Genomic DNA, 21,478 nt, shown 5'->3' with positions numbered 1-21,478 from the left:
AAATTGTATAGACATATTGTAAACAAAAAAATTATTTTAACGCATTGTTTTACAAGGTGTAAAAACCTCTGTTAGCTATTTTAGGAGGCATCTAATGGCCCAAGCCTGTGAGAAAACGCTTACTTTAGAAGAAATTTCGGTTCCCGGTTATGAAAAAATAATCAGAGTGTTAAACGTGGAAGTGGGATTACATGCAATTATTTGTATACACTCTAGCGTTATAGGTCCTACGTTAGGTGGCATACGCATCTATCCCTACCCCAACGAAGAAATAGCTTTAAAGGATGTAATGCGCCTTGCAAAAGCCATGACTTATAAATCTCTTCTATCTGAGTGCTCTTGGGGAGGAGGCAAAGCTGTTATTATCGCAGACCCTAAAGTGGATAAGACAAAAGAACTGCTCTCTGCTTTTGCAGAAGCAGTACATCAACTTAAAGGAGAATACATTTGTGCAGAAGATGTAGGTTGTTCTCCGGAAGATGTTCTACTTATTAGCAAAACCACTCCTTATGTAGTAGGCCTACCTCATAAAAAAAGCAGTGGAAACCCAGCTGTTTTTACAGCTTGGGGAACGTTTAGAGGAATTCAGTCCGCTCTCAAAAAAATATACAATTCTTCTGAATTAGAAGGCCGCAAGATCGCAATTCAAGGTATAGGCGCAGTAGGTTTTGAATTGGCTAAGTTACTCTTTTGGGCTGGAGCTCATCTCATAATTAGTGATCTAGATCAAAAAAAATGTTTAGAACTTCAGCAGCTCACAGGTGCTGTTATTCTCTCTACAGAGGAAATCTTAAAAGCAGAATGCGACGTGCTAGCGCCTTGTGCTATGGGAGGTGTATTAAACTCTCGCACCATTCCTCTTTTGCGCTGTTTAGCTGTTGCTGGTTGTGCTAATAACCAACTGCTTAATGATAGCGATGCTGACGAGATAGCTAGTCGTGGTATTTTGTATGCTCCTGATTTTATTATCAATGCAGGAGGATTGATCAATGTATCGCTAGAGCTAGAAGCAGAAGGGTATAACCCTATTCGGGCTCGTAATCGCGTCAATCGCATTTATGACCAGCTCATGGTTATTTATGATATTGCTGAGCAAAATCGCTTTTCCACTCATAGAGCAGCGCTCTCTCTTGGTGATTATCGTCTAAAATATCAAATTGGCAAACGTATAGAGCCTCCTTATTTTCATCATGCATCCTTGAGTTAATTTTATGACTCCTTTAATTAGCTTAATAAGGGAAAAAGCAACGCAGGCGATTACTCATCAATTTTCTGCTGAGGTTGTAGACCCCATGTTTTTGCAAGCAGAAATTACAGAAAGCACACAGCCTCAATTTGGGCATTATCAATGTAATAGTGCTTTAAAAATTGCTAAAATATTAAAGGTTAACCCCAGACAGATTGCAAAGCAGATTGCCGATGTAGTAGATCTTTATGACCAAGCAGGTTATAGAATGATTGAAAAAATAGAGATTGCAGGCGCTGGTTTCATCAATATTTTTTTATGTTCAGATTTCTTAGCTAAGCGCATTGAATCCATGCTTTCAGATGAACGCTTAGGAGTCCCTTTAGTAAACAAAGAAAAAATCATTGTAGAATTCTCTTCTCCTAATATTGCAAAAGAGTTGCATGTTGGGCATTTACGATCGACAATTATTGGTGATGCTTTAGCTAGGTTGTTTGAATTTTTAGGTTATGAGGTATTACGTTTAAATCATGTAGGGGACTTTGGCACGCAATTTGGCATGCTGATTGCTTATATTCAAAAATATGAAGCGCTTGCCTTTCAAAATACGATTGATCTTTCTACTTTAATGAGTTGGTATAAAAAAGCAAAACACCAGTTTGATCAAGATCCAGAATTTAAAAAATTATCACAGCTAGAAGTAGTGAAATTACAACAAGGAAATAAAAACTCTTTTCAGATTTGGGAGAGGATTTGTGAGGTTTCTAGAGCTGCTTTTCAGGAAATTTATCAGCTTTTAGATGTTCGTTTAATAGAAAGAGGAGAGTCTTTTTATAGTCCTTATCTTGCGCAAATAGTTGCGGATTTAGAGCAAAAAGGGCTAGTTACGATATCTAATGGAGCAAAATGTATCTTCTTGGATGGCTTTGTGGGAAGAGACAATACTCCATTGCCTATGATCGTGCAAAAGTCAGATGGGGGCTATAATTATGAAACAACAGATATGGCGGCGCTTTATCATCGGGTGCAAAAAGAAAAAGCCACTCGGATTATTATTGTAACCGATGCAGGTCAGAGCTTGCATTTTGCCATGATTTTTAAAGCTGCTGAAAAAGCTCACTATTTTGATCCAAAACAAGTGCAATTGGATCATGTTCCTTTTGGTGTTGTATTAGGTCCTGATGGGAAAAAATTTAAAACTAGATCTGGTGAAACCGAAAAACTCATTGATTTATTAATGGGAGCTATTCAAAGAGCTAAACAAATCTTAGAGACAAGGCTTCCTCTTCTATCAGAAGAGGAATTGGAAAAGAGCGCTAAAATTTTAGGCATAGACGCCGTAAAATATGCAGACCTTTGTTGTCATAGAATCAAAGATTATGTTTTTAGCTATGATCGGATGTTAAAATTTGAGGGAAATACCGCTGCATTTTTATTATACGCTTATGTACGTATTCAAGGAATTAAGCGTAAGGTGGGAAAAGAAGCTGTAAAAGGACCCATTGTGCTTTCCCATCCTTCGGAAGTAGCGATGGCTTTTCATTTATGCCTCTTTCCAGAAACACTACAAATGATGTCGCAAGATCTTCTACCCAATCGTTTATGTGATTATCTGTACCTCTTGGCAGAAAAGTTCCATGCTTTTTTTCGTGATTGTAGGGTAGAAGGTAGTAGTGAAGAAAATAGTCGCTTATTGTTATCAGAAGTAGCAGCTCAGGTTCTGAAAAAAGGACTGTCTATTTTAGGTTTACAGACACTGGAAAGAATGTAGATCAATAGAAGTCTTGCTTAGTTGGTTAGGAATCTCTTGTACATACTTCGGGACACAATACCCTGGAAGTCTGGCAGAGAGCTGTTTAACCAATTCCCTCCCCTTTTCTATGGATGTTTCAAAGTGTTGTGTGCCTTTTACACGATCGAGCTGATGTAAGTAATAAGGTAGAATGCCTTGGTTACTGAGCATAGTAAATAAATCGGCTAATATTTCTATATCGTCATTGATTTGATTCAATAAAACCGTTTGGCAAAGTAGGGGAATCCCCAGCTTTTGAATCTGTTTTAATGCAGTAAAAATATCATCGTCTAACTCTTTTGGATGATTAGAATGTATGACAAAAATTACTTGTTTATCTAAACAAGAAAGCATAGAAATCAATTCAGCATCGATTCTCTCAGGAATTCCAATCGGAAAACGCGTATGAAAGCGAATTTTCTGAATATGGGGGATTTGATTTAATTCTTGTAATAGAATTTCAAGTTTTACATTGCTTAGAGAAAGAGGATCTCCTCCACTTAAGATAATCTCTGTTAGGCTTGGATCTTGCGCTAATTCTTCAAGCTCTTTTCTAAAATCAAGGGTTTCTTTTTCATAAGCAAAATTTTGTCGAAAACAATATCTACAATGCATAGCGCAAGCACTTGTACATAGAAGTAAAGCTCTTCCTGTATATTTATGCAGAAGCTTAGAGGTTTTTGTAAAAGAGCTATCTAAAACAGGATCAGATACGAATAAGGGGTGATCATGAAGTTCTTGTTTAAGGGGAAGAAACTGTAGCAGTAAAGGATCTTCCCAATCGCCCTTCTTTATTTTTTGCGCTAATCGATAAGGAAGGTTGAGTACAAAATGAGGAGAAGAAAGTACTTTTTTTTCTGCTTCTTTTAAAGGAAGTTCTAAATAGGAAAGTAAAGCTCTCCAATTGGTGAAACTCTTTTTTTGTATAGCTCTCCAACAAGGTATTTTTGACATAAGTTAACATTCTATGAATTTACTGATTTAGAATCAATTTATACCATAAAAACTAGATTTAAGACTTTTAAAATGCTATGCAATAAAACAGTTTAATCCTAAAATTAAAGCCTTCTTTCGAAAAGATTAATACAAGGTTTTTATGCCCAAGTTTCTTACTCGAGCGCTTATTATCTCTATTTGGATTTTTTTATTAGCATGTTTTTTATATGGGCCTAGATTTTCGCCTGCTTCTAAAGACTCTATTAATGTCTTTACATGGGGCGGTATTTTAGATGAAGGGATTATTCAAAGCTTCGAGAAAAAAACAGGTATTAGAGTGAATATCAATAACTACTCCTCTAATGAAGAACTGATTATGAAACTAAAAGCAACAGAAGGGCAAGGCTATGATCTAGTCATACCTTCTGATTATGCAGTGAGTATTTTGGTTAAAAATCAATTAATTAAAGAATTGGATCGAAAGCAACTCACCTTCTTTCATCAGCTTCTTCCTGGATTATTAGGACACTTTTTTGATCCACAGAATCGTTATTCTATTCCCCTTTCTTGGGAGGTTTACGGCTTGGGAATTGACAAAGACTTTTTTACCGAGCCTTTTATCCCCTCTTGGAAGATGATTTTTGATCCAGAAGTGGTAGATTATCGCATCGTTATGGTTAATGATCCCATTGAAGCTATTGAAATAGCTGGATTTTACCTATATGGTTCCACTTCTTCTCTCTCTAAGATCCAAGCCGAAAAAGTAAAAGATCTCTTGTTACAACAAAAGCCATGGGTAGCAGCCTATGCAAGCTCAAGAGCAGATTACTTTCTAGCTACTAAGAATTCTCCTCTAGCAGTAGCTTCCAGCTCCTATATTTTTCGCTCAAAACGCAATTTTAGTTTTATTGACTTTGTTGTTCCTAAAGAAGGATCTTTTATTTCTATTGAAAATATTTGTATTCCTAAAACGTCTGATAAAGAGGTTTTAGTCTATCAATTTATCAATCATCTCTACCAAAGAGAATCTATCCGCGTGTATTGGGATTCTTTTAGACTTTTTCCTGCCTTAGACGATAAGCAGGATCTAGATTTCGATCCCCAAGCAGATAAGATTTTTTATGGTTTAGCAGATGACTTGAAAAAGTATCATTTTTTTAAAAGTCTTCTTCCTCAGCAAAAAATACGAGATATTTGGGTAGAGGTTAAGGTTAATTAACTTTTTTATGGGTCAAGTAGTTTAGCAATTTAACCAGCTTTTTAAAGGCCTTTGCAAAAGAGATTATTCTGAAATTATTGAACTCTAATAACCTTTTTCCCGAGGTTGCTTTTTAGCGCGCTCTGGTTTATTTCGAACTACAACTTTCAACTTTATTTTCTTGATAAAATTCTATTATAAATATAAGGCAATCGTTGCAGACAGGAGGGTAGAGCATGCAAATAGTATTTTTACTTTATAATGGAATGACTGCTCTTGATCTAATTGGACCCCATGAAATTCTTTGTCGTTTGCCTGGAGCCAAGATACAGAGAGCTGCCGAAAGACCTGGGTTGATACATACTGATTCGGGTTTAATGTTAAACGCTGAGTACACATTATCTAATATTTCACATGCCGACATATTAGTCATACCAGGAGCAGGAAATGCAACAACTCTCAGAAAAACTCCCAAGACACTAGAGTGGATTCGTTCTATACACGCAACAACGACTTGGACGACTTCAGTTTGCACAGGCAGCCTTATCTTAGGAGCTGCTGGTATCTTATCGGGATTACGAGCAACGACACATTGGGCAGCTTTTGACCGCTTGGAATACTGGGGTGCGCAACCCACCCATGGCCGCATCGTAGAAGATGGTAGGGTGATAACAGCAGCGGGGGTTTCAGCTGGAATCGACATGGCTTTGAATCTTGCCATAAAAGTTGCGGGCGCTCAATTTGCACAGGCTATTCAGCTTGGTATTGAATATGACCCCGAGCCTCCCTTTGATATGGGTTCTTTTAAAAAAGCAGATTCTCCTATTCGCAATGCGTTGCAAGTGCGGATGGCAGCTGATTTTGAACCAAAATGAAAAAAATAAATGAGTTAGTGGAAAAGAAAAATAGAAAATATGCAATGGGGAAGAAAAAATAAGGTGATCAGTGATTTTAATTTTTTATTTTCTTAGGAAATAGATCAAAAGCAAAAAATGGCATCAAATCACAAACTAATTTTTGCACAGATTGGAATTGGATTCCATTTATTCCTAAAGTGTTTGCAGCATGCACATTTTGTTCATCATCATCTATGAAAAGACACTCTTGAGGCTTTAAATCCAATTTTTCTAACAAAAATTTGAAAATTCGAGTGTCTGGTTTTTTAAAACCAATTTCACAAGAAAATAATAAAGGTTCAAAAGGATAAAATAATTAAGATCTTTTAAAATTTTTACTTGAAATGGGGAAATATTTGATAGCAATGGTAAAAGAATCCCTTTTTCTTTTGCCCTTAAAGCATATGGGTTCGACTCTCTTGTTGTGTGGTTATCTTGGATTATTCCATTAGTTCTGGCTGCTATTGGAATTTGGAGGGCTCGTGTTGAAAAGATAAAGATTTTCTTTTTTACAAAGGTAGATCGTTATTTTGCATGGGCTTTGATCAGTGGTACAGCTGCTAGTGCTATAGTGTTCTTAGTTCGCTTGTGGTTTAAAAACATAGAAATAATGAACTTTGTAGGAGCTAAAGATGCAATTTTTTATTTTTTCACCTACTATGTCTTATTTATTCCTTTCTTTTTTATTTCGTTTTTAGGAGGAGAGATTTGCTGGAGGGGTTATCTTTGGCAAAAATGGAAAAATCATCCTTTCAAAGGAGGAATGGCTATTTGGCTACTTTGGTGTCTATCAAGCATCCCTCTAGTTATTAACACGCCTCAACGTATTCCTTATATGGCTTTCTATAACCTACTATTAATGCCAATTCTGCATTTTTTTAGATACAAAAGCGGAGCGATTGGACTAGGAACGCTTTTTTGTGATGTATATTCGATATGAGCTCCAAAAAACTAAAAATAGCTTTTGTTTAATGTAGACATTGTTTTAATAGATTTTAAGGCCAATTCAAAAGCCTGAAAAAACCAGGCGGTAAATTTTTTTTGTTCTTCTTGTGAAAGGCTTTGAAGAGCCTCTACATCTATCCATTTATAATTTTGAACCTCCTGCGGATTAGGTCGAATAAATCGTGGGTTATGTAAACCAACAAAGACATGGTCAATTTCATGTTCTATCATTTCATTTCCAACATTTTCTTTATAATAAAAGAGACCAGCATGATAAAGCTTACAAGAAAAACCCATCTCAATTTTTAGTCGATTTTTAGCTTGATTTTCAAGGGGAGTAGCTTTTTTAGCATGGCTACAGCAAGTGTTAGTCCATAGTCCCCCCGAATGATATTTTTCTTGAGTTCTTTGATGTAGAAGCAATTGCAAAGAAGAGTTAAGCCGGCGGAAAAGAAAAACAGAAAACGCACGATGTAAAATTCCATTTCGATGAGCTTCGTATTTTTCAATCAGGCCTAGGGGCTGGTCTAATTGATTTACTCTTAAAATAAATTGAGCAGAATTTTTATTAGACATCATCAAATACCTTAATTATAAAAGCAAATTTAAAACGCTTTATGAATTTTTGCAATCTTAATTTAAAAATTTTTTATCATAAAAACACGGAGTGCTATTTTCTAAATGCTTCTCTTGCGCAACATGAATTAGTTTTTTAAAAAAAATCATTTCCAATTTTTCAAAAATTAAAAAATGATCGAATAAAAATCAGCGAAGAAGCTTAGCAATATCTGCAAAGGTAACGAATAACTTAGGGCTATTGACAAATTGAGATTTCTCTGGGAGGAATTGTAAAACTTGCTCTGGGGAATTTTGCATTAGTTGCTGATGGTTCACCCAATCTATCTGCTGCTCTTGATTTGAAAATTCGATATCTGTAACTATCTTGTCCGGATCGATTAAAGATTGAGCTAAAAATCGCTGTAAATGATCAAAAGAAAAAATACAAAAGTCCTCTTTTGCTCTTTCTGATTGAAAGATAAGTTCACCCAATTGTTTATCATCATTAAGTTCAGCATCATTCTCAATGAGAAAGGTTATATCAAAATTTTCTACAAATTTTTTCCAGTTAGCAGAAATCACTTTACGAAATACCAATTGTTCATAAAGCTCTTCTATAGTATTTGAATTTTTTTTACTATTTTCATAGTTGATATTCAAGGGAGTGTGAAGCGCTATCATCATACTTTTCCCTCCATGGTTATTCACAATTTCAACTAGCCGACTGCATGTAGTGTTTGAAAGAATAGGAGTTTTAATAACAACATTTATGTTGTTTTGGATAGCAATTTTTGTCATCAGAAGTATCAAATAATTCATTTCTTTGTCAATGGAAGGCCAAAATTTAACTTTGTGTGCATAAGGAATGTCATTGAATAAATAGCTAAAGAAGAGGTCGAGGCTAATTATAATGCTATTATCATTGATAATGCCAGTCATTTGCAGTTGATTAGCTAAAGTGTCGCATGAGCTCTGTTCCCCCTCTAAAAAAATACACCATGGTTTTATTTTTGAAGAGAGGGTCTTATTTTCTCTTTTTGCTTTTAATTTTTCAAACCATTCGTCTTCATTTAACTCTAGATGAGTTTTTTTAAAAATCTCATAGAGGATTTTTGCATGTAAATGCTCTCTTACAGAAGAAAATGTTTGGCAAGAGCTGTCATAATAGGTCTCCTTACTTTGGACCAAAATTCTTTGTTTTTTATCTAAATAATCAAAAGAGAGATCACCATTGATTAAACGTTCATGAGAATCTTGAATTAAAAAGAAATTAAGACAAAAATTTTGTAGTGTATGAATAAGTTGAGAATGTGTATCGTGAATAATGGTTCGAATTTTAGAAAAAATTATGCGATTTTCTTTGCAATCCTTAGATAAAACTCCTAAGTGGATGAGGGAACAAATAAGCTTGCTCTGTTTCCATTTTTTTCCTTTTAAAATAACAATGGCGTGAGGTGGGATAAACATTTCAGCTGTTCTAATCTCACATCCCATTTTTAATAATTTTATGTGATTTTCTAATAAAGAGAGTTCTTCATAGGAGTCTGAGTCAATGATTAGAGGATTCGAAAAAAGCTGCTTGCTTAAAGTAGCTGGATCAGGGGTCCCTTGTTCCATTCCTATAAGTATACATCTTCCTTCAAAATCTTTTCGGCTAGAGGTGTTTGTGCGATAAAGAACGCGCTCGATCTTGGGATCACTTGGTGTACCTTTATGGAGAAGAGCTAGATTGTCCCAAAAGACAAAATCACCTTTTTTCCAGGAATGAAAATAAAGATATTTTTTTTGCACAGCTTGTCCCAACAATGATTTTTTAAGCTCATTATCTTTTTCTTCAGGTATACCTATGATTTTTGACTGATATAATTCATCCAAATTTAGTGTGCGTTTTCCTGTAATCGGATGAATACGTACGAGAGGGTGAATAACATCGGGAAATTTTTCAGCTCCTCTTTGAAATTTTAACGATGCTTTTTCATAATTTTCCTGCCTTATATTGGTCATGTGATCATAGGAGTGGATAACGTATAAACTCTCAATTTCTTGCTTTAACTTTTCAGATAATCCATTATAAGCAGCGTATAAATTTGAAAACCCGGTCATTCCCAAACCTTCAGGTTGAGGTTCTGAGTTAAAAAAAGCAAAACTTATACTTGTCGGATAACGAATAAAGTTCTTATCCCAGTGCCAAAAATAGGTGGGGCTTTTATAGTTAGGGTTTTGCTTAAGAATATTGTTAGTAATTACATATACATAGTCGTCTTTTCTGTGTCTATTTTCGTTATTCCATGCGGCTTCAAGATCACCAAAACAACGTGTAATGTCTGTTTGTTGCTGAACTGATAAATGTTGGTTTCGAATAACAACAACGAGGTATTTAGCAAGAAGTGTTTTTAATGCGTTAACCTCTTCTTTTTTTATACCAAGAGATAAATCCAAGCCAATCACTTCAATACCCAATGTTTCAGATAGCTGATTCATCTGAATTTCTGTAGTCTCATTGTTGATAGAAAAAATATTGCTTAGTTCCGAAAATTCAGGAGAAGCTACTGATTCATGACATAGAAGGTCTATATTTATAGTAGCGAGACTGAAAAAGATAATTGTTATAATTTTATCCATTTTAATCTTTATTTTTTTGGAGATAGATCAAAGGCAAAAAATGGTGCCAAATCACAAATTAATTTTTGCACAGATTGGAATTGGATTCCGTTCAGCCCTAAATTATTTGCAGCATTCACATTTTGTTCATCATCATCTATGAAAAGACACTCTTGAGGCTCTAAATCCATTTTTTCTAACAAAAATTTGAAAATCCTAGGGTCTGGCTTTTTAAACCCTATTTCACAAGAAAATAGTAAAGGATCAAAGGGGATAAAATAATTGAGGTTTTTAAAAATTTTTACTTGAAAAGGAGAAATATTTGATAATAGAGGTAAAAGGAACCCTTTTTCTTTTAAAGCTTGCGCTATTTGAATGACCTTTGAATTAACATGGGCGTTCTTAGAAAAAAACTCTCTTAATTGCTCTTCCCAATCAGAAGGCAATACGCGTTGAACCAAATGAGCATAATTTTCCCAAAAAGTATTTTCTAAAACTTTTCCCTCAATTAATTCTCCTCCCGTTGGAAACAGAGTTTTTTTCACCAAATCCATAGATATATTAAGGGAATTAGAAACAAAATTTTCTATACCAGTTGGAGGAAAATCAAGAACAACTCCTCCAAAATCAAATATAGTAGCTTTAATCATAATTTTTTAACCATGTGACTTTTTTTTATTAAAAAAAATTTATTGATAAATTTTATGCCGGAAATTGCTATAAGAGCTGCAATGAATACAGAATAATCACGTGTATAGAGCGAATAAAAACAAGGGATAATATACAAACGCAGTTCAATTGTTCTTTTGATAAATCCATTTTTTATAACACTCTGTAAATATCGAGTAACCTCATATGCAAACAAAATAACAATGATTTCTAGAATATGAACAGAAAGATCAAAAGAACAGATCTTTACACTGGATAAAATTACTATTAAACCACCAATAGCATGGTTTTTATAATCTAATTTCATGCTTAATAGCCAATAAAAAACTAGAGCAGTGTAAAAAATTCTTAACGATGGATTGAAATAAATTAATCCCATTCCTACTACACCCCAAGAGATTCCCGCTAATATTGCTGACCCTTTAAAAGGTTCTCTAAGGCCATGTTCATTAAAAAGATCGGCTAGTTTTGTTAAAACTCCGAAAGCAAATGAAAAAACAACTAAGCTAAACATAAATTTTTTAATTTTGCTAAATTATATCCATCATTTAATAAAGTATTTGTAACAGAGGTCGAACTATAGACAACGGAGTCTCTAGATCTAGGAATAACTCCACTTGTATAAACCTTTTCTCCATATTGAACTGAAAATTCAAATAGAGCTTCTGCATCTAATATCAGGGGGCCAATCTGATTATGTCCAGAATAATGATAGACGCAGTAAAGAGGAACAATTCCTCTATCTAAAAGTCCGTCAACAGCTTCTAATGCTTTTTGATTTTCTATTTGAGGATCCCATGTAGATGTGTTGAGATCCATCGGCAAGCTCTGAAGCCCGTATATAAAGCTACTATAAGAGGATCCTTTACCAAAGATCTCTCTTGCATATTCTAAAGCAGAAAGCATTCTCTTGTACCCATATTCTGCTTTTCCAGGGGCAATGATTTGAAATAAACTGGGATCAAAAACTTCGATATCAAAGTAGACTTTATCAAAACCAGCTTGTTTCATTTCATCCATCAAAGAAAAGTTTTCAGGAGGCATAAGAATTCCAATAAGATCAATATTGCGATTTTCCTTTAATTCTTTTATACCTTGAGCAATCTTTATAAATTCTAAAACAGTCTGATCATAAGAGATAATATTCCCTGAATTCAGTAAGATATACTTTAAGTTTGAGTCCAGCTGAAAGGCTAGTTCTAAACCGTCAATAATTTCTTTTGTAGGCTTTGTTGCTTTAGTAAAGGTTTTATGAGACTTATGTGTTTGATAAATTTCACAAAATCGACATTCTTTTTTTGTTTTAAAATAGAAACAATAATTACTAATGATAACGCCAGCTACATCGATCCCCAGCTTCTGGACAATACTGGATAGAGGAGAATTTTGGATAAATTGATTATCAAAATTGGTTGGGGAAGTCGGTGTAACAGAATACTCCTCTCGTTTTTTATCATTTCTTAATTTGTACCCTTTTTCATAGTCTAAGTACCATTCAGAATCAGGATTAAAGCGAAGTTTAGAGATCACTGTCTTGGGAATAACTTCATTCTCGGGATAAAGAATAATATCTTCTGGGATAGGACTAGAATGCGTAGCAACATGATGTTGGTACAAATGAATTTGTTTTGTATTAAATGCAGATCCTTCGGCAATGCGGTTTTTTACACTGATGCCTTTTGCTATCAAGTCTGCCTTAATTTGCATAAAATATTCAAATTTCTTTAGCTCTTTTCTAAATTCAATCTTATATTCTTCTGTGGCTAACATATTTTTTACCATTTCATATCTTTAGTGATAAAGTACTGTGAAGTTCGAAGATGACTTAACCAATCTTGTAAGGAAAAGAGGATTTTTTCATTTTTAATATACTTTGATAAGTTGGGGATTAAAACCCATTTCTTTGAAATTACAACTTTATCTGGGTCGTTTACTGAGGATTCTTGAAGTGAAGTTTGATCAATCTGTGTATGAAAAACAATAGCTCTAACAAGAGTAGAAGCCTTTGTAAAAAAGGCTTCATGGATATAAGCCACCTGAGCTTGTGTCACTATATATTTTGTTTCTTCTAATACTTCTCTACAAAGAGCGTCGTACAAAGTTTCTCCTTTTTCAACTTTTCCTCCGGGCAAAGTCCATCTTTTAACCCCTTGTTTGTCTTGATTATTAACAAGAAGGATCTTGTCATCCTTATTAAGTACAGCAAAAACAGCGACCATACACATTTTACGATATCTCTTTTCTTTATAAGTTTTGCCTCTAAAACATGAAAATTAATCATTAGAAAACAATAATTTTTACACATTTCTATCACTTAAATATTTTTTTAGCAATGCTATTGCTAGAGTAAAATCTTCAGATAAAATCCACTTTTGGTATTTTTCAAAGTGTTCTGCAGACATATTTTCAAATTGACTCCTCGATAATTTAGGAGAGTTTTCTAAAGATTGTAATGCAGCCCATATGCTAATTGTTAAATGAATTACTGGTTTAAAAAAATTCATTTTAGCTTGGATAATATCTGCTTTTTCAGGAGAATAAGAATTTACTAAAAACTTCTCTCTCTCATTGGAAAAAGAAAGGATAGAGGAAAAATAGGCAAGATCCCAAGCAGGGTCATTGTTTCCGGAATATTCCCAATCAATTAATTTAAAAGAACTATCTATTAAAACAAAGTTGCTAGGAACAGGATCATTGTGACAAGGTTTATTTTCAAAGCAATCCCATTCTAATATTTTTTCCAGTTTAGAGATAGTAGAATAAGCATCATAAAGATGGATTGGAATCTCTTCTCTTTGAACTTGTAAAAAATTGAAAATTTTTTTTAAACGACAAAAGGGATTAAATTTATTTTCAAAAATGATTTTACTCTCATGTAACTTTCGCAATAAATCTACAATTTCATATATTTTTTTCTCATTATCCAATTCATCCATTGATAAAAAAGTTGCTTTTTCTAAATATTGCGTTACTTGTAATCCGTCATTGAGGTCAAAAAACAATATTTCTAAAGGATTAAAGCCTGCTTTTTGAGCTAAAAAACTATTTTTATATTCAGAATGACGATCAACAAGAAAATTCATCATTTCATTGGAGATCCGTACAACAATTTTCTCTTTTTCATTCGCTAAAAGAAAATTCTCATTTGAGAAGCTCTGAAGAGAAGAAACTGTAAATCCTTCAGGGAAAAAAGAGGATATTCTTCTGAAAATCTCTGGATTGAAAATGACAGATTCTATCAATTTATTTCTTTGATCTCCATGTGCTGAAAAAATGAGTGCAGGAGATGAAACTAAAAGGCATGTTGCTAATAAAATCATCACCGAACCCTTCCCCACATTTTACTACCAATAGCCATTACGCTAAGGCAAAAGATCATTCCAAACGCAATATGTTTTGACTTTAAATCAGATTTCTTCCTATTTTGATGACTTTGTAATAAAGTTCTTTGCTCTATTACTTCCTTAATCCTTTTAAAAATATCTTGAGGAGCAGAAAAATGTTCTGCATAGATAATAGAGATAGGATCTCTCAAAACTACAGATGAAATAACTTCTGGGATATGTTTTTTAAAAAATTGTAAACGCTGGTCAATTTTTTCTCGAGAAATATCTTCTTTTCTTTTTATAAGTGTACCATCACAAGCTGGGCAACATCCTTCTTTAACCAATTTATCTTCTTCTCTTACTTGTTTTTCGCATTGGGAACAGATATAACGGTGTTCTAAACGACGGTAAATATCAGATTCATTCAACGCAAGATAGATGGGAATATGAATATCATTCGGCCTTAAGAAACTGTCGTTATAAACTTTACCTTGCTCTGCAGTTCTAGGGAACCCATCTAAAATAAACCCTCTCTCATAGATGGGATTGGCTATTTGTTTAAGTAATAACCCATAGGCAATTTCATTAGGTGCAAAAGCCATTTGTCCATTTGTTCTATGATGAAGTAAGATTAAATTTCCAATAGGAGTTTGGCTTCTACATTCATTCCGGTAGATATCTCCTAATGATAAGGTAGACAATTTGTATTTTTCTGATAGCTGTTTTCCTTGAGTGCCTTTGCCGGCTCCGACTGTTCCAATGAGATTAATAATGGTTCTAGAGCATAAAGATTTCTCGTCTAGAAGGGGCTGTTTCATCATTTCTTGCTGATTAACTTCCTGATAAAAATGAGGGATACAGATAAATTGAAAGGCTTCCTTATAGTTTCTCTGAAGATTCATGTATTCTACTTGGCTTTGATCAAACCATTTCAATTGATCTTTTTTTTTAGAAAAGCTTTCCAAGGAATTATCCTTTTTTAGAACACTATGAAAAACATGTAAGATGGGATCTGTTTGATCTGTGGATTCTATTTTACAACAATAAGTAAAATTGACCTTTCGAAGGTCTATATTTGTTTGTTGATGAACTATCCTAAAAATAGCTTCTAAATAATCTTCGTTTTTCTGAACAATTCCTCCTGGAATTCTCCAATTATTTATGCCATCAGAAAGATTTTTATTTATAAGTAAAAATTTTCCGTTATTTACAACAAAACAGATAGATTTCTCTATATTTGGAACCACTCCTGTCAAGGGATTTGTACACATATTTTCTCTCACGTAAGAAAAACAATCATTTATACGTATATATTTTTTTTTATTCTACTAAATAATAAAGAAAAACGATGAATTGAATACAAAAACTTATTTGGCTGCTTTTGCTTGGGAAAGCTGAGCAATAGTATCTACGCATTCCGATAAGGGAAGAGGAACGCTTTTTTGCGATGCGTATTCGATGTGAGCTCCGATGGAGGAGAGCTTTTCAACAATTTTCTCATATCCTCGTTTTAGGTAGTGAACGCCGCTAAGCAGGCTGGTTTCAGGGGCGAGTAGCGCTGCTAAGACATAGGCGAATCCTGCACGTAGATCAGGGATGCAGATCTCTTCTGCATGAAGAGGTGTTGGACCTTGGATCACGACGCTGTGTTGGTAGTTTTGTGCAGCAAAGCGACATAAACGACCTCCTAAACACTGGGTAAATAGTTGGATGTCTGCTCCCATGGTTTTTAGTGTTTTTATATATCCAAAGCGATTTTCATAAACGGTTTCATGCACAACAGAAGCTCCATGTGCTTGGGTTAGCAATACGACAAAGGGTTGTTGCCAGTCGGTTAGAAATCCTGGATGTACATCGGTTTCTAAATGAATGCCACCGCGTAGAGGGCCATTGTAGAAGAATTCGATGCCATTTTTTTTCACTTCAAAGCCTCCATTTACCTCGCGTAATCTATTTAAGAAAGAGATCATCGGTTGGTGTTGGGCTCCTTCTACTAGAACTCTGCCCTTTGTGCTAATAGCAGCTAGAGCAAAAGAAGCGGCCTCTGTGCGATCTGGGACAACTGTATGCTCTACTTCATAGAAAACCTTAGTTTGTTGGATGCGGATTGTGCGGTCTACATCCATTTCAATGGTTACTCCTAGCTTTTGTAAAAAGAGCATCAGGTCAACGATTTCTGGTTCTATGGCTGCATTTTTAATAACGGTTGTGCCTTTTGCGCTAACAGCGGATAGAATGGTATTTTCTGTAGCTCCTACAGAAGGATAAGGCAGAGTAATGATATTTCCTACTAGACCATGATGTGCTCTTGCAAAATATGCCCCTTCTTTTTTCATGCGCCGATATTCAATCTGCGCACCTAGTTTTTCTAATGCGTGGATATGAAAATCAATAGGTCTTTTACCGATATTACATCCACCAGCTGTTGGAACGATAATATCTTCATCAGTGCGGCCTAAAAGAGCACCGATCATTAAAATAGGGATTCGGTTAGAACCAGAAAAGCGTTGAGGAATATAACAGCTTTTAAGCTCTGGTGTGATAATTTCAATGATTCCACTTGAGCGATCCCAAGCAATTTGCGATCCAATTTCTTGACAAAGCGCAACGGTTATCTCTACTTCAGAAATATCTGGTACATTATGGAAAATACATTTTTTATTGGACAAAAGAGAAGCTACTAAAAGTTTGGTGATCGAATTTTTTGCGCCTGCTACTTTTACTTGACCTTTGAGGGGATGATTCCCTGTGATTTTTAGCATACTATTTAAGCCTTTGAGTAATCTTAAGAATAGGGGGAATAGATCGTTTTGTCAAATGTTTGTCCTTAATTGTAAGATTTTATCAAAATTGATAGCTTAAAATAGCTATTGAGAAATAAGGATCTCTCATAGCATAACAGTTGTATCTTAAGGTAAAATCATGAAAAAGAAAGTCAAAGTAGGTCTTCTTTTTGGGGGCAAGTCAACAGAGCACGAGGTTTCTTTAATTTCAGCAAAAAATATCCTTGAAGCGCTAGATCTAGAAAAATATGAGCCGGTTTTAATAAGTATTAATAAACAAGGGCAGTGGCATCTAGAAACGCAGGAAACTTTAAGGAAAATGGTTTTTTCTACTGCAATATTAGAGAATTTTACAGAGAAATTAGCCATTGTTCCGATTGAAGAATGTAAACAGATCGTTAGTTATAAAGATTCTAAGTTTCAAGAAATTTTACAGTTGGATGTGATTTTTCCTATTTTACATGGAGTACATGGAGAAGATGGAACGATACAAGGGTTATTACAATTAGCAAATATTCCCTTTGTAGGAGCTGGTGTGCTTGGGTCTGCTATTGGTATGGATAAAGATGTTATGAAACGTCTTTTGCAGCAAGCTCATATCCCTGTAGCCCCCTTTATTTGTCTAAATGATTACCAAGAGGTTCCTGTTTTCAAAGAAGTTGCTCTTAAGTTAGGTTGTCCTTTCTTTGTAAAACCTGCCAATGCAGGATCTTCTGTTGGGATAACCAAGGTAAGCGATCAAGTAGCCTATCTTTTAGCTATCAAAAATGCTTTTTTATATGATCGCAAAATTTTACTAGAAAAATACATTCAAGGAAGAGAAATTGAATGTGCTGTTTTAGGTAATGAAGATCTGCAAGCCTCTTTGCCAGGAGAAATAGAACCTTTACATGAGTTTTATTCCTACGAAGCAAAATATGTAGATGCCAAAGGGGCTAAGTTACATATTCCAGCTTCTCTTTCTCAAGAGCTAATTTCACAGATTCAAACCATGGCAATGACTGTTTTTCGAACCTTATGTTGTGAGGGCATGGCACGAGTGGACTTTTTTTTAACGAAAAATCAAGAGCTCTTAGTCAATGAAATCAATACCATTCCTGGATTTACGCGAATTAGCATGTATCCCAAATTATGGGAGATCAGTGGAATTTCCTATTCTCAACTCATTGATCAATTAATTCAGCTAGCTATTACACGACATGGAAAAGGAAAAAGAATACAAACTAGAATCGGAGAATAAAAATGCCTTATACGCGCGTAGGGATTGGCCAGGATAGCCATCGATTTTTAGATCCAGATGCGATCAAGCCCTGTATAATTGGAGGATTAATCTTTCCAGAAGCTCCTGGTTTGGATGCAGATTCAGATGGAGATGTGGTCTTTCATGCTATTTGTAATGCAATTACTTCCGTTACAGGCGTTGCTGTTTTAGGAGAGATTGCTATTAAGCTCTGTCATCAAGAAGGGGTTACCGACTCGCAGATCTATCTAGAGCATGCTTTAAAAACACTAGAAAAACAAAAAGTACAACACGTAGCACTCACCATTGAAGGTAAAAGGCCAAGACTTCAAAGTCGCATCGATGAGATGCGTCAATCTATTGCAAAAGTGATGCAACTAGAGATCTCTCAGGTAGGCCTTACAGTAACCTCTGGTAATGGGTTAACCGACTTTGGATGTGGTGATGGGTTGCAGTGTTTTTGCATTCTTACAACGATGGAATGTTAATAAACCTCTTTCACATAGCGCTTTTGCTTTTTAAGGGCTTTGACATAGTTCAAAGCTTCTTCTTGGCTCAATCTTCCTTGACTACAAATAATTTGTTCTAAGGTTTTCTCTACATCTTTGGACATTTGTTTTGCATCTCCACAGATATAGAAGTAGGCACCATCTTCCAGCCAATGCCAGATTTTTGGAGCTTGCATAAGGAGTTTATGTTGTACATAGACTTTATCTTCTTGATCGCGAGAAAAAGCTAGATCGAGATGAAGTTTTTTTGTAGCAACTAGATTTTCCCAAAAGTCTTGATAAAAGAAATCGTACTTTCGATTTCTTTCCCCAAAGAATAGCCAATTTTTTCCGGTATGTCCTTTAATGAGCCTTTCTTGAATAAAACCTCTAAAAGGAGCTACGCCGGTGCCAGGTCCTACCATAATTACGGGAGCTGCTTGATCTTCTGGAATGGTAAAGTCTGTAGCAGGTTGTATGTAAACAGCTAGTTTAGTTTCTTCTAACTTGGCTAAGTTGCATAAAAAATGACTTCCTATCCCATATTGAGTACGGTTATTTTTTTTCATTTCCACTAAGACGATGGTTAGCTCTAAGCGATCAGGATGAGCTAGTTGAGAAGAGGCAATTGAGTAAAATCGAGGTAATAATGGGGAGAGATTTTCACAAAATTTTTCGAGAGGAATGTTTGTGGTATCATATGTTTTTAAAAAATCTATTAAATCGGTTTGGCTTAAATACTGGACTAAATGCTCTTTGGATTGAGGATGTAATAGATCTTCTAGCCGTTTTTTTTCTTGGGAGTTTTGCGTATAGGAACAAAAAGTTTTTAACATGTTAGAGGTCAAGCGAGATATGTTTTTTTCTTTAACTAAGAGCTCATATAGAGAAAGGGTTTTGTTGCTGCGAGCAACTTGTTGCTTTAAATCTTGTTGCAGGAACTGGGAGATTTCTAATGCTATAAGGGGATCATTTTCAGGATAAATGGCAATGGCATCTCCTGGTTTAAAGGTAATAGCGGTACTTCGGATATCTAGGACAAGATGAAATGTCTTTTTTGTTGACTCAGGTTTTGTTAAGAGTATACGCTCTGAAATAGAGATAAATGCTGGATTTTTTCGAGAGTATAGCTGGTTACAAACGGAAGAATCTTTGGGAATGGGCATAAAAATCAAAAGGTTGTTATGAAAATACAGTATTTTATTTTAGGGATTTCCTTGGGGCTTCTTTGTGCATGTACAGGTGGTGGTGGATATCAACGTCATTACATTATCTCAGATACATCTGAGCAGTCTTCTTATGAAAGCTCCCCTTAATCATAAAGACCTGCAATCTTTTGTATGCCATGCTTTTGTCAAGAGATCTAATTTTTTATTAGAAAGCCCACCTAAGTATTGAATAGCGTTTAGCAATCTGGCGCGCACTCTATCTTTACCTAGGAGTTCTACGGAGTCAAACAAAGGCAATCCATGGCGTTTTCCTGTAATGGCTCCATACAATAAGGGAATGATCATTTTTTTATGATGGATATCAAATTTCTCAGAAACCTCATGAGAAGCTTTTTCAATCCCTGGGCGTTTCCAATTTTCCTGTGCATCCATACTCCAAATCATTGCCTGTAAAAGAGAGGCGCTTTTTTCTTTTGTCAATTGATTAGGACAGAGCAATTCATCTGTATAGGCAAGGTGGTTAAGGAAAAAGAAGTCGCATAGCTGCATAAAATCGCCAAAGGTTTTCATGCGTGTATGACAAAGAGGCATAAGTTTTTGCATAAAAGCATCATTGAATGACCACTCCTTGATCCTTTCCCATAAGGCACTCTCGGGAATGGTATTAATCAAGTATTGCTGGTTAAGCCAATCTAACTTTTGAATATCAAAATAGGCTCCAGAAGTACCAATGCGAGGGGGATCAAATTCACGGATAATTTCTTCTAAACTATAGACTTCCTTGTCGTTTAACATGCTATAGCCCATAAGACTTAAGAAATTGATAAAAGCTTCCTGTAGGTATCCGCTGTCTCGGTAATAGAAGATAGAGGTCGGATTTTTTCTTTTTGATAGTTTTTTACCATCTTTGCCTAAAAGCAAAGGCATATGCATAAACACAGGAGGAGTCCATCCAAAGCTTTCATAGAGAAAGATATGTTTAGGTGTTGAGCTCATCCATTCATCTCCTCTGATTACATGAGAGATGTTCATGAGATGATCATCAACTACATTTGCTAAATGATAGGTAGGAAACCCATCAGATTTGAGCAAAATCTGGTCATCTATATCAGCCCAAGGACAGCTGATCCTCCCTTTAACCGCATCTTCAAAGACGCATTCACCAGATAAAGGAATCTTAAGACGAACTACATAAGACTGTCCTTCTTTCTCTCGTATAGCAACTTCTTCCATGCTTAAATTACGATACCTACGATCATAACCTTGCCGTTTTCCTAGTTTGCCTGCCATTTCCCGCATTTCAGAGAGTTCTTGGGGTGTAGCAAAACATTTATAGGCTTTTTTTTGCTCTATTAACACCTGGCAATATTTACGATAGACATCAGTACGCTCTGATTGGCGGTAAGGTCCAAAAGATCCCCCCACATCGGGTCCTTCATTCCATTTAATGCCTGCCCACTTAAGAGCTTCATAAATATTTTTTTCATATTCCGGTCTAGAGCGGGTTTGATCTGTATCTTCGATTCTTAAAATAAATTCCCCGTCGAAATGACGAGCGAAAATATAATTGAAAAGGGCCATGTATGCCGTGCCTACATGAGGATCTCCTGTAGGAGATGGCGCAATGCGAACGCGTACTTTTTTCATTTTTTACTTAAATAAAAGAGGTTTAGAAAGAGTGATTTTTCACT

At 35.2% G+C, this 21,478-nt stretch carries 20 protein-coding genes and 1 pseudogene; 8 read left to right on the top strand and 13 right to left on the bottom strand.

All coding sequences use genetic code 11. The features are described 5' to 3' along the window. Positions 1 to 94: 94 nt before the first annotated feature. Positions 95 to 1,207, top strand: a complete 1,113-nt coding sequence (locus RHTP_RS06230) for a Glu/Leu/Phe/Val family dehydrogenase (protein ID WP_138107267.1) — start codon at positions 95 to 97, stop codon at positions 1,205 to 1,207. 4 nt (positions 1,208 to 1,211) lie between these two features. After that, on the top strand, positions 1,212 to 2,957 hold the full coding sequence (gene argS / locus RHTP_RS06225) for an arginine--tRNA ligase (RefSeq protein WP_138107266.1): 1,746 nt from the start codon (positions 1,212 to 1,214) through the stop codon (positions 2,955 to 2,957). Here the strand turns inward: argS and RHTP_RS06220 are convergent. Next, complete coding sequence (locus tag RHTP_RS06220) at positions 2,934 to 3,932, bottom strand: KamA family radical SAM protein (protein WP_138107265.1); 999 nt, start codon at positions 3,930 to 3,932, stop codon at positions 2,934 to 2,936. The genes argS and RHTP_RS06220 overlap by 24 nt on opposite strands. 142 nt (positions 3,933 to 4,074) lie before the next feature. Here RHTP_RS06220 and RHTP_RS06215 point away from each other — a divergent pair, with 142 nt between their 5' ends. After that, entirely contained in the window at positions 4,075 to 5,133 is a 1,059-nt protein-coding gene (locus RHTP_RS06215; protein ID WP_138107264.1) for an ABC transporter substrate-binding protein, read from the top strand. Positions 5,134 to 5,348: 215 nt separating this feature from the next. Continuing rightward, the gene (locus RHTP_RS06210; RefSeq protein WP_138107263.1) at positions 5,349 to 5,987 is read left to right on the top strand and encodes a DJ-1/PfpI family protein; all 639 of its coding nucleotides are present in this window, start codon (positions 5,349 to 5,351) and stop codon (positions 5,985 to 5,987) included. 76 nt (positions 5,988 to 6,063) lie between these two features. On the opposite strand, the pseudogene RHTP_RS06205 reads toward RHTP_RS06210, so the two are convergent. After that, a pseudogene (locus RHTP_RS06205) lies at positions 6,064 to 6,300 on the bottom strand (HAD-IA family hydrolase); the annotation flags it as partial. Positions 6,301 to 6,432: 132 nt separating this feature from the next. Between RHTP_RS06205 and RHTP_RS06200 the strand changes: the two are divergent. Beyond that, the gene (locus RHTP_RS06200; protein WP_138107261.1) at positions 6,433 to 6,948 is read left to right on the top strand and encodes a hypothetical protein; all 516 of its coding nucleotides are present in this window, start codon (positions 6,433 to 6,435) and stop codon (positions 6,946 to 6,948) included. Between the two features lie 11 nt (positions 6,949 to 6,959). Here RHTP_RS06200 and RHTP_RS06195 read toward each other — a convergent pair whose 3' ends face one another. The 9 genes from RHTP_RS06195 to murA form a co-directional block, all read right to left on the bottom strand. Next, positions 6,960 to 7,529 (bottom strand): isopentenyl-diphosphate Delta-isomerase, encoded by a 570-nt coding sequence (locus RHTP_RS06195; protein ID WP_171005762.1) that lies wholly within the window; start codon positions 7,527 to 7,529, stop codon positions 6,960 to 6,962. Between the two features lie 189 nt (positions 7,530 to 7,718). Then, entirely contained in the window at positions 7,719 to 10,133 is a 2,415-nt protein-coding gene (locus RHTP_RS06190; RefSeq protein WP_138107259.1) for a TauD/TfdA dioxygenase family protein, read from the bottom strand. 8 nt (positions 10,134 to 10,141) lie between these two features. After that, entirely contained in the window at positions 10,142 to 10,762 is a 621-nt protein-coding gene (locus tag RHTP_RS06185; RefSeq protein ID WP_138107258.1) for an HAD family hydrolase, read from the bottom strand. After that, entirely contained in the window at positions 10,759 to 11,295 is a 537-nt protein-coding gene (locus RHTP_RS06180) for a hypothetical protein (protein ID WP_138107257.1), read from the bottom strand. The genes RHTP_RS06185 and RHTP_RS06180 overlap by 4 nt, the downstream gene beginning before the upstream one ends. Then, a complete protein-coding gene (locus tag RHTP_RS06175; RefSeq protein WP_138107256.1) occupies positions 11,283 to 12,563 on the bottom strand; it encodes a radical SAM protein in 1,281 nt (426 codons plus the stop codon). Before RHTP_RS06175 ends, RHTP_RS06180 begins: the two co-directional genes overlap by 13 nt. Next, positions 12,557 to 13,006: an NUDIX domain-containing protein gene (locus tag RHTP_RS06170; RefSeq protein WP_138107255.1), complete on the bottom strand. Its 450-nt coding sequence runs from the start codon at positions 13,004 to 13,006 to the stop codon at positions 12,557 to 12,559. Before RHTP_RS06170 ends, RHTP_RS06175 begins: the two co-directional genes overlap by 7 nt. Before the next feature lie 72 nt (positions 13,007 to 13,078). After that, complete coding sequence (locus tag RHTP_RS06165; protein WP_138107254.1) at positions 13,079 to 14,101, bottom strand: choline kinase family protein; 1,023 nt, start codon at positions 14,099 to 14,101, stop codon at positions 13,079 to 13,081. Beyond that, the gene (locus RHTP_RS06160; protein ID WP_138107253.1) at positions 14,101 to 15,378 is read right to left on the bottom strand and encodes a nucleoside monophosphate kinase; all 1,278 of its coding nucleotides are present in this window, start codon (positions 15,376 to 15,378) and stop codon (positions 14,101 to 14,103) included. The genes RHTP_RS06165 and RHTP_RS06160 overlap by 1 nt, the downstream gene beginning before the upstream one ends. A gap of 96 nt (positions 15,379 to 15,474) precedes the next feature. Then, positions 15,475 to 16,869: a UDP-N-acetylglucosamine 1-carboxyvinyltransferase gene (gene murA, locus RHTP_RS06155; RefSeq protein WP_138107252.1), complete on the bottom strand. Its 1,395-nt coding sequence runs from the start codon at positions 16,867 to 16,869 to the stop codon at positions 15,475 to 15,477. A gap of 160 nt (positions 16,870 to 17,029) precedes the next feature. On the opposite strand from murA, the gene ddlA reads away from it, so the two are divergent. Both ddlA and ispF read left to right on the top strand, forming a co-directional pair. Further along, the gene (gene ddlA / locus RHTP_RS06150; RefSeq protein WP_138107251.1) at positions 17,030 to 18,130 is read left to right on the top strand and encodes a D-alanine--D-alanine ligase; all 1,101 of its coding nucleotides are present in this window, start codon (positions 17,030 to 17,032) and stop codon (positions 18,128 to 18,130) included. A 2-nt stretch (positions 18,131 to 18,132) separates the two neighbouring features. Continuing rightward, on the top strand, positions 18,133 to 18,618 hold the full coding sequence (gene ispF, locus RHTP_RS06145; protein ID WP_138107250.1) for a 2-C-methyl-D-erythritol 2,4-cyclodiphosphate synthase: 486 nt from the start codon (positions 18,133 to 18,135) through the stop codon (positions 18,616 to 18,618). On the opposite strand, the gene RHTP_RS06140 is transcribed toward ispF, so the two are convergent. Then, positions 18,615 to 19,784: a diflavin oxidoreductase gene (locus RHTP_RS06140; RefSeq protein WP_138107249.1), complete on the bottom strand. Its 1,170-nt coding sequence runs from the start codon at positions 19,782 to 19,784 to the stop codon at positions 18,615 to 18,617. The genes ispF and RHTP_RS06140 overlap by 4 nt on opposite strands. An 18-nt stretch (positions 19,785 to 19,802) precedes the next feature. On the opposite strand from RHTP_RS06140, the gene RHTP_RS09065 reads away from it, so the two are divergent. Continuing rightward, positions 19,803 to 19,934: a hypothetical protein gene (locus RHTP_RS09065; RefSeq protein WP_256360134.1), complete on the top strand. Its 132-nt coding sequence runs from the start codon at positions 19,803 to 19,805 to the stop codon at positions 19,932 to 19,934. Here RHTP_RS09065 and gltX read toward each other — a convergent pair whose 3' ends face one another. Continuing rightward, the gene (gene gltX, locus RHTP_RS06135; RefSeq protein ID WP_138107248.1) at positions 19,935 to 21,434 is read right to left on the bottom strand and encodes a glutamate--tRNA ligase; all 1,500 of its coding nucleotides are present in this window, start codon (positions 21,432 to 21,434) and stop codon (positions 19,935 to 19,937) included. Positions 21,435 to 21,478 lie beyond the last annotated feature (44 nt).

It is taken from the genome of Candidatus Rhabdochlamydia sp. T3358 (assembly GCF_901000775.1).
GTDB lineage: Bacteria > Chlamydiota > Chlamydiia > Chlamydiales > Rhabdochlamydiaceae > Rhabdochlamydia.
Note: the sequence above shows the minus strand (reverse complement) of the source record. Positions and strands in the feature narration are given on the sequence as shown.

What these genes read in the sequence shown, in the direction of transcription:
- RHTP_RS06230 (WP_138107267.1), top strand. Translation starts at nt 95, where the DNA reads ATGGCCCAAGCCTGTGAGAAAACGCTTACTTTAGAAGAAATTTCGGTT.
- argS (WP_138107266.1), top strand. Translation starts at nt 1,212, where the DNA reads ATGACTCCTTTAATTAGCTTAATAAGGGAAAAAGCAACGCAGGCGATT.
- RHTP_RS06220 (WP_138107265.1), bottom strand. Translation starts at nt 3,932, where the DNA reads ATGTCAAAAATACCTTGTTGGAGAGCTATACAAAAAAAGAGTTTCACC.
- RHTP_RS06215 (WP_138107264.1), top strand. Translation starts at nt 4,075, where the DNA reads ATGCCCAAGTTTCTTACTCGAGCGCTTATTATCTCTATTTGGATTTTT.
- RHTP_RS06210 (WP_138107263.1), top strand. Translation starts at nt 5,349, where the DNA reads ATGCAAATAGTATTTTTACTTTATAATGGAATGACTGCTCTTGATCTA.
- RHTP_RS06195 (WP_171005762.1), bottom strand. Translation starts at nt 7,529, where the DNA reads ATGTCTAATAAAAATTCTGCTCAATTTATTTTAAGAGTAAATCAATTA.
- RHTP_RS06190 (WP_138107259.1), bottom strand. Translation starts at nt 10,133, where the DNA reads ATGGATAAAATTATAACAATTATCTTTTTCAGTCTCGCTACTATAAAT.
- RHTP_RS06185 (WP_138107258.1), bottom strand. Translation starts at nt 10,762, where the DNA reads ATGATTAAAGCTACTATATTTGATTTTGGAGGAGTTGTTCTTGATTTT.
- RHTP_RS06180 (WP_138107257.1), bottom strand. Translation starts at nt 11,295, where the DNA reads ATGTTTAGCTTAGTTGTTTTTTCATTTGCTTTCGGAGTTTTAACAAAA.
- RHTP_RS06175 (WP_138107256.1), bottom strand. Translation starts at nt 12,563, where the DNA reads ATGGTAAAAAATATGTTAGCCACAGAAGAATATAAGATTGAATTTAGA.
- RHTP_RS06170 (WP_138107255.1), bottom strand. Translation starts at nt 13,006, where the DNA reads ATGTGTATGGTCGCTGTTTTTGCTGTACTTAATAAGGATGACAAGATC.
- RHTP_RS06165 (WP_138107254.1), bottom strand. Translation starts at nt 14,101, where the DNA reads ATGATTTTATTAGCAACATGCCTTTTAGTTTCATCTCCTGCACTCATT.
- RHTP_RS06160 (WP_138107253.1), bottom strand. Translation starts at nt 15,378, where the DNA reads ATGTGTACAAATCCCTTGACAGGAGTGGTTCCAAATATAGAGAAATCT.
- murA (WP_138107252.1), bottom strand. Translation starts at nt 16,869, where the DNA reads ATGCTAAAAATCACAGGGAATCATCCCCTCAAAGGTCAAGTAAAAGTA.
- ddlA (WP_138107251.1), top strand. Translation starts at nt 17,030, where the DNA reads ATGAAAAAGAAAGTCAAAGTAGGTCTTCTTTTTGGGGGCAAGTCAACA.
- ispF (WP_138107250.1), top strand. Translation starts at nt 18,133, where the DNA reads ATGCCTTATACGCGCGTAGGGATTGGCCAGGATAGCCATCGATTTTTA.
- RHTP_RS06140 (WP_138107249.1), bottom strand. Translation starts at nt 19,784, where the DNA reads ATGCCCATTCCCAAAGATTCTTCCGTTTGTAACCAGCTATACTCTCGA.
- RHTP_RS09065 (WP_256360134.1), top strand. Translation starts at nt 19,803, where the DNA reads ATGAAAATACAGTATTTTATTTTAGGGATTTCCTTGGGGCTTCTTTGT.
- gltX (WP_138107248.1), bottom strand. Translation starts at nt 21,434, where the DNA reads ATGAAAAAAGTACGCGTTCGCATTGCGCCATCTCCTACAGGAGATCCT.